The following is a 13,371-nucleotide window of genomic DNA, read 5'->3' on the forward strand; positions in this document are numbered from 1 at the left end:
CTGATAAGATCTCATGCACCCATGGTAATGCCGCTACAGGATCACCAGCTGAGTGCTGCAAGGAACCTGCTTGGCACAACTGGTGGGAAGATTGTACTCAAGTGGAATGTACTGCTGGAGGAGGGGGCGGAAACTGCACTCCACAGGAATGCCCCCCTCAACAATAATTGTAGTTTTGCAAAGTACACGACAAAACCTGAGCGAGCCTTCACAGAACCGGCATTCCCACTCCCTCGGCATCGGGATCTCCCCGGAATCGGCGGAATCAGACCGCAGAGAGACAGCGATTCCCCCTTAGTTCTACTGGGTTTGAAGAGATTCTTCGTCGCTACTGCTCTGTCACAGGTCAATCTCCGGGTTGCAACGCCCCCATTCATATTGTCATCTTTCGACTCCGCTTCGCTCCGCTCAAGATGACAATGCATGAACAAAGTGGTGCATGCACAAAACGGGCTTGTGGGGACACTTACGCTCCTCAGAATGACGAAAATTCGGGGGTGTGAAGGGACATGTGAGTTTGTTATGTACCATGGTAGTTTTCGACTTATTGAATATATACCACTCAATATGAATTATAAATTTATAAATTTATTAGTATTTTTATTTGTCCACATTATACTTATAGCAAGCGTAAATCCCGCTTTCGGTCAAGAAAATTACCATGCGCAGGATGCCGTTGTCGAGCCATTAGAGGTCCGCTTTCCTGATACAGTAGAGAACCCCTTTTTCCATAAGATCGGTGGCATAGCTCCAACTCCAACGGGGTGGGCTGTACTTGATACAGGAAACCACCGAGTTGTGCACATCAACCAACAGGGAAATGTTCTCGGGATATATGGATGCGAAGGGGAAGGTCCTGGTGAGTTCGTTAACCCAACACAGATCCGAACTCGGACTTCTCGAACCACCGAGGGACAGGCTCCACCTGCCGATATATGGGTGCTTGATAATGACGCACGGAGGATTACAGGACTCCATGCTGATGCTACGCCCACATCCATCACCATCCCGACATATGTTGATTCATTTTGCCTCCAAGACAATCAGATTGTAGCTTCCTCAAATCCTTTCAACGGTGGTCTATTTGATCTGTATAATTTCGATGGCACAGTAGAAGAAACGGAAATTGGTCCCGTCGACACTGTTGCTGTCGAAGGCTACAGAGGTCCCGTAAGCTTAGCCGTTAGGGCAGAAAACAAAGTTTACATTGAGTGCCTGAACGATGAATATATACTTGCAGCCTACGAAAATCGTCCTCTGGTTCGAAAAATTAGTACCAATGGTACCATTATGGATGAGTGGAGATTGGAGGGGGGAATCTTGAGCGCTGTTGCAGAACGTCGCGATGAATGGATTGCTCGCAATTTAGAAGAATCGGGGGGGCAGGCATACCCAACGGTTCCTATTGTGAAGAGCACCACCCTACTCGATGATGGAAGTCTTCTCATAGCACTCACAAGCGGACAATTTCATCGGCTCAATCCGTCTACAGGTGAGCAGTCGTGGTACACGTATCAAGATGTGCGCAACTTACGCGATGACGAAGAAATGATGTATCTTCACTACATAAGTCCATCGAAAGAGGATGGGCTTCTGACGGCTGATCCTCGGCATGCTCTTCTTTATACGACCACACTGCAAGGGAATCAATAATTATTGATGTGTCAGCACATTGCATAGTTGTGTTGGATAGCTTTTACGACTGTCAGTGAAGCCCTTAGCCACCATCCGACACGGTGCATATTACCGATGGCGCATTCAAAATCTACTATGAGGACTTCCGCGACTGAGCACGTCTGTGAAGTAGAGGCCTATCCTCACCGATACGCCACTATATACGACAGCACGAAGTAGAAAAGCGGATAGAGGAGCGACACGGGTAGCAGCCAGGGGGCACCCCACCCGGGCAGGTCGGGGTAGGTGGGGAGCATCGCGGCCAGGAGAAGGGCCCAGACCACGGCCCCCCAGAGCACTGGTTTGCGCCACGGCTGGGGCGTGCGCGTGGGGTAGAGTACCTGGATGGGCACGACCGTAAGAATGGACAGTGTGATAACCAGCCCGGTCATGAGTAGCGGACCGTATTCGGGAAAGGCGGTCACAATCAGTCCGATGTAGTAGGCCACCAGGTTCCAGTAGGACGGGAAGCCACGAAAGAAGCCGGTTTCGGACTGTTTGGCTTCGGCATGTGAGAAGCCAAACAGGCTGGCCATAAGCGCGGCGGCAATCCAGAGTGTGGTAGGGCCTACGAGCCAGTCCATCTGCCAGACGACGACCAGGGGGATGAACGTAAACGTGAGGTAGTCGACGAGGTCGTCGAGCGTATGCCCCTCGGTACTCGCAGCGTAGGTGAGCACGTCCCAGTGGCGGGCCAGCGAGCCATCGATCGCGTCGATAATGATGGCCGCGCCCAGGTAGCCAAACACCCAGCGCAGATCGGGCTCTGTGCTGAACAGTTCGCCCAGGCTAAGCAGCGCCAGCACGACCCCGCTGGCCGTAAGCACATGCACGCCATAGGCGCGCAGGCGACGGGCAACAAGGGGCGGCGAGGAATCAGTCGGCATTGGTCAGAGCCTGCTGGAGCGCAGGCGCAATCTAAAAAACACTATTTCTGCTTGAACGCCAGGGTCAGGGGTACGCCGTCGAAGCCAAAGGCCTCGCGCAGCTTGCCCTCCAGGTAGCGACGGTACGACTCCTTGATGCCATCGGGATGATTGCAGAAAAACGCAAACACCGGCGGGTCGGAGCGTACCTGCGTGGCGTATTTGATCTTCACGTAGTTGCCGCGATAGGTCGGCGGATGATGCGCTTCAACCGCTGCCTGCACCATGTCGTTAAGCGTGCTCGTCTGAATGCGTTTGGCACGCTCGTCGGCAACCTGGAGCGCGGTGTCGAGCACTTTGTACACGCGTTTCCGCGTGACCGCTGAGGTAAATACAATGGGTACGTGCGACTGCCGGTCCAGAATGCGGTGGAAGTACTCCTCGTATCGTTTGGCTGTGTTGGTATCTTTCTCGACCAGGTCCCACTTATTCACGGCGAGGACCATGCCCTTCTTGTGTTTTTCGGCTTCTCGAAAGACACGTACATCCTGGTTTTCAAGTCCTACGGTCGCATCCACCATAAGGATGCATACATCTGCTTCACGCACCGCGCGCTCGCTACGCAACGCGCTGTAGAACTCGATATTTTCCTTCACCTTGGCTTTTTTTCGCAGTCCGGCGGTGTCGATGAGGGTGAGCTCGCGGCCCTCGTACTCCACCTGCGAGTGCACGGCGTCGCGGGTGGTGCCGCTAACCTCGGTTACGATGGAGCGGTCGAATCCGAGCAGGGCGTTGATGAACGAAGACTTGCCTACGTTGGGCCGCCCGATCACGGCAATGCCGGTGCGCTCGTCGGGCGTATCTACGTCATTTTCGGGGAGCGCCTCCAGAAGGGCATCGAGCAGCTCGCCGGTGCCAATGCCGTTGGATGCGCTAACCGGGTAGATCTCGTCGAAACCCAGGCCATACATTTCGTTGGCGGCCCAGCGACGCTCGTCGTTGTCGGCTTTGTTGGCGACAAGCAGCACCGGCGTATCCGATCGGCGAAAGCGCTGGGCCATCTCCTGGTCAATATCGGTGATGCCTGTCGTCACATCCGTTACAAACAGCACGACATCCGCATCTGAGAGCGCAATGTCGACCTGCTCGCGGATGGCGGTTTCGAAGCGCTCGGCCGAGTGCGGTACGTATCCCCCCGTATCCACAATAGGAATGGTGCGCCCGCCCCAGTCGACCTCGCCGTAAACGCGGTCGCGCGTTACGCCGGGCTGGTCGTCAACGATCGCGCGTTTGCGTCCGGTAAGGCGATTGAAGAGGGTCGATTTGCCTACGTTGGGGCGCCCGACAATAGCAACAAGCATAGCGACAGCGAAGAACAGACAGCATAGAATAAAAGAGACAGATTATGTTGAACGAACGCTACCAATTGCGTTCCGACGCGAGCGTCGCATTGGGGCACCTTCGCAACAAACGAGTGAACCTGCAAACCCCGTGCAAGGCAATGCGGTACAGCACAATGCACGGTCTGCTCACCACCCTCATGTTGCTATGGCTCTTTCGTTTGATTCGAACGCTTCGCCTGCCCTGCATACGGATCTCTACCAGCTTACTATGCTGCAGGCCTACCAGCGCGAGAATATGGACGCGACAGCCGTTTTCTCGCTGTTTGTGCGTCGCCTGAAGCAGCGTAACTACCTGCTCGCGTGTGGGCTCGATACGGTGCTCTCGTATCTGGAAGGGCTCCGGTTCACGGCGTCGGATCGCGACTATCTGCGCTCGCTCGACGACTTCGACGACGATTTTGTGGATGGTCTGGCCGATTTTCGCTTCACCGGCGACGTATACGCGGTGCCCGAGGGTACGCCAGTCTTTGCGAATGAGCCCCTCCTCGAAGTGGTTGCTCCTATTGGTGAGGCGCAGCTGGTAGAGACGTTTCTGCTGAATCAGATCACGTACCAGACGGGATACGCGTCGAAGGCGGCGCGCGTGAAGCAGGCCGCTACCATAGATGGCACCGACCGCACCGTCGCCGATTTCGGGATGCGGCGCATGCACGGCGCCGATGCGACGCTCAAAGCGGCACGCGCCGGCTATATCGCCGGGATCGACGCGACCTCGAACGTAGCAGCCGGGCAGACCTACGGCCTGCCTGTAACGGGTACCATGGCACATAGCTACATCGAGGCGCACGAGCATGAGCAGGAGGCGTTTGACGCGTTTGCTGATCTCTACCCCCGCACCGTGCTTCTGGTGGATACGTACGATACGCTCGACGGTGTGCGCCGCGTCGTGAAGATGGCTAAGGCCCGTGGTGATGACTTTCAGGTGCGCGGTATTCGGCTGGATTCGGGCGACCTCGGCGAGCTGGCCCGCAAATCCCGCGCTATCCTCGACGAGGCCGGACTCGAAGATGTGAACATCCTGGCCAGTGGTGGGCTCGACGAGCATCGCATTGCAGAGCTTGTGCAGAGCGGCGCCCCTATCGACGGGTTCGGCGTGGGGACCAAGCTCGGGACGATGGAAGATCAGCCCTACTTGGACAGTGCGTATAAGCTGGCCGGATACGACGGCACGCCGCGCATGAAGCTGGCGCCCAACAAGAAGAACCTGCCAGGGCGCAAGCAGGTGTATCGTTCGTTTGACGATAACGGCACGGCGACGGGTGACGTCATCACGACAGCCGACGCGTCGCATGGCGGCGAGCCGCTGTTGCAGTGCGTGATGCGCAACGGGGAACGCACCGAGGCGGCGCCGTCGCTTGCGCAGAGCCGGACCTATGCACATGACGCACTTGCCGCGCTCCCTGAGGCGCTGCATGCTCTCGAAAAAGCCGATACCTATCCGGTTGACGTATCGCAGGCGCTGAAAGACCGGGCGTCCGAAACAGAGGCTGCGCTCAAGGCCGCACACGATCTTCCATAAGGGCACAGCGTGCGCATCCCTCTGCAAACATCCTGCATAACACCCCCCCGATCGACGCTCGCCTGCACGCTTACTTTTCAGACACTACCTAACCTACCGCTGATATGTCAAGACCACTGCGCTGGGGACTTCTGGGAACGGGTACGATAGCCTCGCTTTTTGCTGAGGATCTTGTGCACTGCGATGAGGGCACCTGTGCGGCGGTGGCTTCGCGGTCGTCCGAGCGTGCCGAGGCGTTCGCGGAGGCGCACCGCACCGAACATGCGTTTGCGTCGTATGATGCGCTCATTGCATCGGACGCCGTCGACATTGTCTACATTGGCACGCCGCATCCCTTTCATGCGGCCCAAGCCCTTCAGTGCATAGAGGCGGGTAAGCCGGTGCTGGTCGAGAAGCCCTTCGCGATGAGTGCTGCAGAGGCCGACAAGGTGCGCCGTGCTGCCCAACGCGCCGGGGTGTTTGCTATGGAAGCTATGTGGACGGCGTTCATTCCGGCGGTGCAGCGCGCGCTTGTGCTTGTGGAGCAGCAGACGCTGGGGGCGCTGCAGACGGTGCGTGCGGATCTGAGCGTGCGGCGCCCGTTCGACGCTGCGCACCGGCTATACGATCCGGACCTGGGGGGCGGCGTGCTGCTCGATCTGGGCGTGTACGCGGTGTGGTGGGCGCATCGCTTGCTGGGCACGCCGGCGTCGTGTACGGTAGATGCGACATGCGGCGCTACAGGGGTCGAGGAAGATGTGACTGCAACGCTCTCGTATAACAAAGGCCGTGAGGCGGTGCTGACGACTTCGTTCCGAGAGCAAGGTACGCGGCTCGCTCATGCTACAGGCACCAACGGCACGCTTCGTCTGCATGCCCCCTGGTGGCACGGGCAGGCGCTGTCGCTTACCGGGCGAAGCGTAGATACGGAGACGTACGACCATTCCTTTGCCGGGCATGGCTATCACTTCGAGGCCCAGCATGTGCATGAATGCCTGCGCGAGGGGCGTACCGAAAGCCCGGTTCTTCCGCTTGCTGATACGGTCGCGGTGCTGCATACGCTCGACGAGATGCGGGCGACGATCGGGTTAGAGCCGTGGTAGCATGCGCAGGCACGATGGCCGCAACATTCTGGCATCGGATTTTTTGAGAGCGCTTCCAGATTGTGGAGCTTATTTGCGCGTCGATACTGAAAGGGCTTTCGGTGTTAAAAGAGTGCAACGGAAAGCCCTTTCAGGGGTGTTTGCGCTGAACGGATGGCCCGTCTGCAGGTAGAGACGCCCTGATGAGTGGCTGCACGTCCTCATCTCACTGAACTCTCTGCCAAAAGACGTCCTGTTATGACGTGGTTGAAAATCTCTCGCTACCTGAACGCCTCGGTCGAAGCAACGGCCCACTACATGAAGGTGTGGTCGTACTGCCCGCACTGCGAAACGCAGACGCCGTGGATGACACGTAGCGCGAGCGGGCATTACTCCTGCTTGGAGTGCGGAAACAACCCAATGAAGACACCAGATGTACCGCAGGAAGGACCTCAAGGAGCAGATCAGGAAGCGGCTGAACGCGACGCGGCTGCTCCGACCGATCCGGAGCGTCCGGCCAAGCGGGGCACGCGATCCGCGTCGCCTTCGCGCCAAGCCGCGTAGCGTCTCCACCACGACCGCAGGGTTGGCCCTTGCTACCCCTTGCAAGACGACTGCGTAAAGCTGTATACGATGAGGCTGCCCCCGTTCGCGAATGCGCGAGCGGGGGCAGCGTGTTTGGTGCGTGGCCGGGCTGCGTCTCTTTCACCGGAAGAGCTATGTGCTACCGAACGCTGTGTGATGACAGGGGATTACGCTTTGCGGAACGCCAGGGTGGTGTTGTGGCCTCCAAACCCAAAGGCATTGGCCAGTGCCACATTTACGGGTCGTGACGCGGACTCGTGGAGCGTATAGTCAAGGTCGCAGCCTTCATCGAGGTTCTGCGTGTTAATGGTGGGAGGCACCTGGTCGTCGACGACAGCAAGCACCGTGGCAACCGCTTCGATGGCACCTGCTGCGCCAAGCAGATGACCGGTCATGCTCTTGGTAGCTGAGCAGCTGATGTCGTATGCATGGTCGCCGAAGAGTTTCTTGATCGCGTTCGACTCGACCGGGTCGCCCGCCGGCGTAGACGTGGCGTGCATGTTGATATGATCGACCGCCTCCAGGTCCAGGTTGGAGGATTGCAAGGCCTGCTCCATGGCACGCATCGCGCCGTTGCCTTCGGGGTCAGGAGCCGCGAAGTGATGGGCATCGTTCGACTTCCCGAAGCCGCAGAGCTCTGCATAGATGCGCGCCCCCCGTGCTTCAGCAGCATCGCGGCGCTCCAGCACAAGCGCCCCAGCGCCCTCGCCAGCCACGAATCCGTCGCGGTCTTTGTCGAACGGGCGGCTTGCGGTCTGTGGGTCTTCGTTACGCGTAGATAGCGCCCGCATCGCGCCAAACCCGCCCAGACACAGTTCGTTGAGCGACGCCTCGGTGCCGCCTACGAGCATGCGGTCGGCCTGGCCCTGCTGCAGAAGCATAAGGCCGTCGGCGATGGCATCGTTGCCGCTGGCACATGCCGACACTGTGCAGTGGTTGGGCCCGCCTAGCCCATGCTCCATCGCGATGAGTCCGGCTGCCATGTTGCTGATCATCATGGGCACAAAGAAGGGCGAGATGCGGCGCGGCCCGCGCTCGTAGTTGACCTCGGCCTGGTTCATGAACATGGTGCCTCCGCCGATTCCCGTGCCAAACACCACGCCAAAGCGGTTCCGCTCCGTCTCAGTCAACTCCTGCGGCACAAGCCCGGCATCATGAAGCGCCTGGTGGGCCACGGCCAGCGCAAACTGGCTAAACACGTCCTGGCGCCGTGCGGATTTGGGATCGATTCCGTAAGCTGCCGGATCGAAGTCGTTGACCTCGCACGCAATCTTGGTACGGAAGTCAGAGGAATCGAACTTGGTGATGCGTCCGGCGCCGCTCGTTCCAGTAAGAAGGTTCGACCAGAACGCATCCACCGAATTTCCGATGGGTGTAATTGCACCCAGCCCGGTAACAACGATCGCATCTGTAGCGGGAGTGGTAGCCATCAATGCAGGGAGTTCATGAGCAATCCAGTAAACAGCAGGCGCTGCCATCGTGTAGTGTAGCCACTGTGCCAATCAGGCGCAAGGGAGGCTGGTTCTGATCCGTGCACATCCTACGAAAAGAGCAGAAAGCGCCGGACACGCCGCGCCAATTCGGGCTGCAGAGCGACCAACAGAGCCAACAGCAGAGCCACCACACGTTCCATTACACGTTGACGTCTTTCGCAGAACAGCGCCTGCTGTGCCGGATTCAATCGATGCAGTATGGGACTCAACCGTGCTTAACTGTGCCGCAATAAAATGCTGGACTATGGATGGTGTTGACGACGCGCTGATGCAGGCGGTTCAGCGCCTTGAAATTCGGTCGCGTGGCAAGGTGGAGGCGCTTTTTGGGGGGGCCTACCGCTCGGCGTTTAAGGGCCGAGGGCTTGAGTTCGCGGAGGTGCGTCCGTACCAGCGGGGCGACGACGTGCGGGCGATCGATTGGAACGTGTCGGCACGAACGGGGGAGACGTACGTGAAGGTGTTCGAGGAGGAGCGCGAGCAGACGGTGATGCTTGCCGTTGATGTGTCGGCCTCGCATGCTTTCGGCACTGCGCAGGATACCAAGCGTAGCATAGCCGCTGAGACCGCGGCGCTCCTGGCGTTCAGCGCGCTGCACCACCAGGATGCTGTGGGCCTGCTGTTGTTCAGCGACGAGGTCGAGATGCTGCGTCCGCCACGCAACACGCGGCGCCATGTCTTGCATAGCCTGCGCGCGCTGCTAAGCTATGAACCCCGCTCGCGGGGCACCGATCTACGCGTTGCGCTGCGCTACCTGCTAAACGGACTGAACCGCCGGGCAACCGTTCTGCTGATCAGCGACTTTATCGATGACGGCTATGCCTCCACGCTGCGTGCAGCGGCCCGGCGGCATGACTTGATTGGCGCGCACATCTACGATCCCGGCGAGCAGACGCTGCCGCCGCATGGGCTCGTCACGCTTACCGATCCAGAAACAGGCGCTACGCGTACGGTAGACACGAGCGACCCCGCAACCCGGCAGGCTTTCGAAGAAAAAGCGGCACGCCGACATGCGCAGGTCGCGCAGACGCTTCGCGGTGCACAGGCCGACTACCTCCCGCTGCCAACCACGGGCGACGCGGCCGAGACGCTCATCCAGTTTTTCCGCCGTCGAGCCACCACCGACTGAGTTCTCGAATTCTACGCTCGTATGCCTCGTTTCTGCTTGCGAATCTGTGTGCGCACCAGACTGCTGTTTTCTGCTGCCTTGCTTGGTGCCCTGCTCGTAGGCACGCCGCAGGCGGTTTGGGCACAGCCGGTTCAGGTAGAGGCCTATCTGGATGCAGACAGCCTTCGCGTTGGAGAGCGCGCTACGCTGTGGATGGTGGTTGAGCATTCGTTTCAGTCGCAGGTGTCGTTTCCACCGCCCGACGCCGGTCCTACATTGTTTGGAGATCTCGAAGTGCTCGGACAGGCCGCATCCGGACACCGCTACGCGGGAACGGCGCGTCCGGGCGGGCGGGTCGACAGCGTGGGGTATGCCGTTACCACGTTCGTGCTCGACGAGGCCCGGGTGCCGCCGCTGCCTACGTGGGTCGTTGCGGGCGAGGATACCACGATAGCTGGCTCGCGTGCGTTCACGGTGCCGGTGCCCAGCGTGCTGCCCTCCGACACGACAACGGCCATGCAGCCGCTGATGCCGCCGGTTGACTTCCCGTATGGCTGGCGCATGTGGGCGGCTGCCGGTGCCCTGGTGGCGCTGCTGTTGGCACTGGGGCTGTGGGGATACAAACGCCGCGACAGGTGGGCGCCCTCCGGCGCATCCACAGACGCTGATGCTCATACAACGCCATACAGCAATGCGCAGGTCGCGCTCGATGCGCTTGCCGCGCCTGCCGAGGGCGAGGCCTCCAAAGCGTTCTACATCCGTCTTACGGATGCGGTGCGCACATACCTGCGCAACCGGCTGCATCTGCCAGCGCATGAGCGCACCTCCGCGGAAGTGGTACGTGCGCTGAAGCAGCATCCTCGCGTGCCCCAGCAGGCGGCCGGGCGCATTCAGGCGGTGTTGGAGCTGGCCGACCTGGCCAAGTTTGCCGATACACGCCCCGATGCAGCCGCCAACCGAACGGCCCTGCGCGAAACAAAACAGGCACTCGAAGAGATCGAACAGTCGCTCGACGAAACGACGGTCGCAGACGAGACGAACGCGGCCGAGGCTGGCGAGAACGGTCCATCCGAAGCCGAGTCGTTCGCATCCCCCTGAATACGCTAAACGACATTACGCTAAACGAAACTACGCCAACCAAAACAGCAGTACCATGAGTCTTTTTTCTGATGCGCTGGTCGACGCGCTGGCACAGGCGAGCACGGTAGCGGTGCTGACGGGTGCAGGCGCAAGCGCCGAAAGCGGCATTGCAACGTTTCGCGACCCCGATGGACTGTGGGAGCAGTTCAGTCCGCAAGAGCTGGCTAACGTTGAGGCGTTTCTGGACAACCCTACGCTGGTGCAGGGGTGGTATCGGTACCGACAAGAGGCGATTGAAGAGGCCGAGCCCAACGCCGGACACCGGGCCCTGGCTCGCCTGGAGGCGCTCGTGCCAGAGTTTGCGTGCATCACGCAGAACGTAGACAACCTGCATCAGGACGCCGGCACCGAGCGGGTCATTGAGCTGCACGGCAACATCATTCGTAGCTACTGCATTGAGTGCGGCGCGTCGCATCAGCTCGACGCGGAGGTGGCCGATGCCGACGAGCCGGTTCGCTGCGATGAATGCGGCGGGCTCATCCGCCCGGATGTCGTCTGGTTTGGGGAGAGGCTGCCGCGCGACGCCATCGAAGCGGCGCAGGACTGGGCCCGGGCTGCCGACGTGTTTCTGGCGGTTGGCACCAGCGCCGTTGTCTTTCCGGCTGCCGACCTCCCGGTCATTGCGCTTGACCATGGCGCCTACGTGGCCGATGTGAATCCGGATACCAGCGCCGTTTCGGGCAAGGCGCACGAGCATGTGCAAGCGCCGGCTGGTGAGGCGCTTCCTCGGCTTGTAGAGGCCGTTGCTGAACGCATGCAAGCCCGATCGGCATCATGACTTTTGCGTATCCTGCAGTCTTGTGGATGCTTACGGCGGTGCCTCTGCTGGGAGGATGGATGTGGTGGCGTGCACGTCATCATACCGAGGGCGTGGGCTTTCCGCGCGTAGCCGATGTGCCCCTTCGTGTGTCGTGGCGCGTGTGGGTGCGCCGTGCCCTACCGGTGCTTCGCCTGAGCGCCATGGCATTGCTCATCGTAGCGCTGGCCCGCCCGCAGCAGCACGACGTGGTGCAGGTCGAAACGACCGAGGGCATCGACATTGTGCTTGCCCTTGATGCATCCACTTCAATGCGAGCTACCGACTTTCCTCCCAACCGGTTCGAAGCTGCGCGCTCGGTGGCAATCGACTTTGTGGAAGAGCGCTCTAACGACCGTATCGGACTGGTCGTGTTTGCAGGGCGCGCATTTATGCAGGCACCGCTTACCACCGACCAGGACTTTCTGGTGGACACAATCGAGCAGCTGCGCCTCGGGCAGTTTGAGCCCGGCACAGCGATTGGGTCGGCGCTCACCGCTGCAACCAGTCGTCTGCGTAGCGGGGCGTCGCCGAGTCAGGTGGTTATCCTGCTGACCGACGGGCAGAACAACCGGGGCGAGATCGATCCGCTCACCGCCGCCGAAATTGCGCGTGTCATGGGAATACGGGTCTACACAATTGGCGTAGGGTCGTTTGGGGACGCACCGTTTGAACTTGAAGAGCAAGGAAGCGATGAGGTTGATGAAGCTGTACTCACAACGATCGCTGAAGCTACCGGTGGGCAGTACTTTCGGGCCTCCGATGCGGCGGCGCTTCAGACTATCTATGATGACATCAGCGCATTGGAGCAGAGCGAGATTGAGACACACACGTACACCGACGTGAGTGAGCGGTTTGCGCAGTTTGCTGTTCCAGCACTGCTTCTCGTGCTGCTACACGCTCTGCTGCGTACTACCGTGGCCTGGCGCTTCCCATAATGTCAACTTCGTATGCTTGACTGGGGGAGGGAAAGACGGACGTGCAGAAAGATGCGTGGCTGAACGAGCACAACGCCCCATGCTTTCATTCCTTCATCTTTACCTGTCCACCCTTAAAGCCGATGCCCCACAGAGGGGCCATGCTGTAATGCTGCAGCCGGATTTCGTATCAGTCAAAGCCTTCACCTGACACGGCAGGGCGTGCGTCCTGGTTAGCGAGCTGCCAGGTGGTGGCAAAGACCAGGCGCGTTCGTTCGGCCATCCGCTCATAATCAATCTTGTGCGCCTCGTCGCCTACGTCGTGATAGTCATCGTGCAGGCCCGAGAAGTAGAAGATAAACGGGATGTTGTGCTTGCCGAAGTTCCACTGATCGGAGCGGCGATACAGCGCCTGGGGGTCGTTCGGGTCGTTGTAGCGTTCGTGCAGCGTGTAATTGATTCCCGTACGCTCGTTCGCGAGGCGGTTGATCGCATCCAGATCATCCGAGATCAGATCGCCACCGATGATGTAGACGTAGTTGCTATCGGGCAGCTCGGGATACGACGGATCCACGCGTCCGATCATGTCAAGGTTGAGATTGGCCACCGTTTGCTCCAGCGGAAAGACGGGCTCCTCATCTGCGTAATAGGCCGATCCAAGCAGGCCCTTCTCCTCGGCGGTTACGTTCAGAAACAGGATCGAGCGGCGTGGTCCATATCCATCGGACTTAGCTTGCTTGAACGCCTGAGCCAACGCCAGGGTGGCTACCGTGCCGGATCCGTTGTCGTCGGCGCCGTTGTTGATGTAGTTG

At 59.5% G+C, this 13,371-nt stretch carries 12 protein-coding genes; 8 read left to right on the top strand and 4 right to left on the bottom strand.

Translation table 11 applies throughout. The annotated features are described in order from the left end of the window. Positions 1–567: 567 nt before the first annotated feature. On the top strand, positions 568–1,653 hold the full coding sequence (locus tag PPP56_RS06845; protein ID WP_353563293.1) for an NHL repeat-containing protein: 1,086 nt from the start codon (positions 568–570) through the stop codon (positions 1,651–1,653). A gap of 164 nt (positions 1,654–1,817) precedes the next feature. On the opposite strand, the gene PPP56_RS06850 is transcribed toward PPP56_RS06845, so the two are convergent. Both PPP56_RS06850 and der read right to left on the bottom strand, forming a co-directional pair. Next, on the bottom strand, positions 1,818–2,561 hold the full coding sequence (locus tag PPP56_RS06850) for a CDP-alcohol phosphatidyltransferase family protein (protein ID WP_353563294.1): 744 nt from the start codon (positions 2,559–2,561) through the stop codon (positions 1,818–1,820). Between the two features lie 41 nt (positions 2,562–2,602). Continuing rightward, a complete protein-coding gene (gene der, locus PPP56_RS06855) occupies positions 2,603–3,901 on the bottom strand; it encodes a ribosome biogenesis GTPase Der (RefSeq protein ID WP_353563295.1) in 1,299 nt (432 codons plus the stop codon). A gap of 187 nt (positions 3,902–4,088) precedes the next feature. Here der and PPP56_RS06860 point away from each other — a divergent pair, with 187 nt between their 5' ends. The 3 genes from PPP56_RS06860 to PPP56_RS06870 all read left to right on the top strand — a co-directional run bounded on the left by PPP56_RS06860 (position 4,089) and on the right by PPP56_RS06870 (position 7,087). Then, positions 4,089–5,462: a nicotinate phosphoribosyltransferase gene (locus tag PPP56_RS06860; protein ID WP_353563296.1), complete on the top strand. Its 1,374-nt coding sequence runs from the start codon at positions 4,089–4,091 to the stop codon at positions 5,460–5,462. Positions 5,463–5,566: 104 nt separating this feature from the next. Continuing rightward, entirely contained in the window at positions 5,567–6,544 is a 978-nt protein-coding gene (locus PPP56_RS06865; RefSeq protein WP_353563297.1) for a Gfo/Idh/MocA family protein, read from the top strand. A 237-nt stretch (positions 6,545–6,781) separates the two neighbouring features. Continuing rightward, positions 6,782–7,087: a hypothetical protein gene (locus tag PPP56_RS06870; RefSeq protein ID WP_353563298.1), complete on the top strand. Its 306-nt coding sequence runs from the start codon at positions 6,782–6,784 to the stop codon at positions 7,085–7,087. 188 nt (positions 7,088–7,275) lie between these two features. On the opposite strand, the gene fabF is transcribed toward PPP56_RS06870, so the two are convergent. Continuing rightward, positions 7,276–8,538, bottom strand: coding sequence for a beta-ketoacyl-ACP synthase II (gene fabF, locus PPP56_RS06875; RefSeq protein WP_353563299.1), 1,263 nt, complete (start codon positions 8,536–8,538; stop codon positions 7,276–7,278). A gap of 307 nt (positions 8,539–8,845) precedes the next feature. On the opposite strand from fabF, the gene PPP56_RS06880 reads away from it, so the two are divergent. From PPP56_RS06880 to PPP56_RS06895, 4 genes are all read left to right on the top strand, one after another. Beyond that, complete coding sequence (locus PPP56_RS06880) at positions 8,846–9,727, top strand: DUF58 domain-containing protein (RefSeq protein ID WP_353563300.1); 882 nt, start codon at positions 8,846–8,848, stop codon at positions 9,725–9,727. 78 nt (positions 9,728–9,805) lie between these two features. Next, the gene (locus PPP56_RS06885; protein ID WP_353563301.1) at positions 9,806–10,804 is read left to right on the top strand and encodes a hypothetical protein; all 999 of its coding nucleotides are present in this window, start codon (positions 9,806–9,808) and stop codon (positions 10,802–10,804) included. Positions 10,805–10,859: 55 nt separating this feature from the next. Next, on the top strand, positions 10,860–11,624 hold the full coding sequence (locus PPP56_RS06890; protein WP_353563302.1) for an SIR2 family NAD-dependent protein deacylase: 765 nt from the start codon (positions 10,860–10,862) through the stop codon (positions 11,622–11,624). Further along, positions 11,621–12,580, top strand: a complete 960-nt coding sequence (locus PPP56_RS06895) for a vWA domain-containing protein (protein WP_353563303.1) — start codon at positions 11,621–11,623, stop codon at positions 12,578–12,580. The genes PPP56_RS06890 and PPP56_RS06895 overlap by 4 nt, the downstream gene beginning before the upstream one ends. 169 nt (positions 12,581–12,749) lie before the next feature. Here the strand turns inward: PPP56_RS06895 and PPP56_RS06900 are convergent. Beyond that, positions 12,750–13,371: M28 family peptidase (locus tag PPP56_RS06900; RefSeq protein ID WP_353563304.1), on the bottom strand; the 622-nt coding region annotated here is incomplete at its 5' end.

The sequence above is a fragment of the Longimonas sp. genome (assembly GCF_040409695.1).
Taxonomy (GTDB): Bacteria; Bacteroidota; Rhodothermia; order Rhodothermales; family Salinibacteraceae; genus Longimonas.

Bases quoted from the DNA above. Each gene is read 5' to 3' on its own strand.
- PPP56_RS06870 (WP_353563298.1), top strand. From the start codon at position 6,782: ATGACGTGGTTGAAAATCTCTCGCTACCTGAACGCCTCGGTCGAAGCA.
- der (WP_353563295.1), bottom strand. From the start codon at position 3,901: ATGCTTGTTGCTATTGTCGGGCGCCCCAACGTAGGCAAATCGACCCTC.
- PPP56_RS06895 (WP_353563303.1), top strand. From the start codon at position 11,621: ATGACTTTTGCGTATCCTGCAGTCTTGTGGATGCTTACGGCGGTGCCT.
- PPP56_RS06860 (WP_353563296.1), top strand. From the start codon at position 4,089: ATGGCTCTTTCGTTTGATTCGAACGCTTCGCCTGCCCTGCATACGGAT.
- PPP56_RS06850 (WP_353563294.1), bottom strand. From the start codon at position 2,561: ATGCCGACTGATTCCTCGCCGCCCCTTGTTGCCCGTCGCCTGCGCGCC.
- PPP56_RS06880 (WP_353563300.1), top strand. From the start codon at position 8,846: ATGGATGGTGTTGACGACGCGCTGATGCAGGCGGTTCAGCGCCTTGAA.
- fabF (WP_353563299.1), bottom strand. From the start codon at position 8,538: ATGGCTACCACTCCCGCTACAGATGCGATCGTTGTTACCGGGCTGGGT.
- PPP56_RS06865 (WP_353563297.1), top strand. From the start codon at position 5,567: ATGTCAAGACCACTGCGCTGGGGACTTCTGGGAACGGGTACGATAGCC.
- PPP56_RS06890 (WP_353563302.1), top strand. From the start codon at position 10,860: ATGAGTCTTTTTTCTGATGCGCTGGTCGACGCGCTGGCACAGGCGAGC.
- PPP56_RS06845 (WP_353563293.1), top strand. From the start codon at position 568: ATGAATTATAAATTTATAAATTTATTAGTATTTTTATTTGTCCACATT.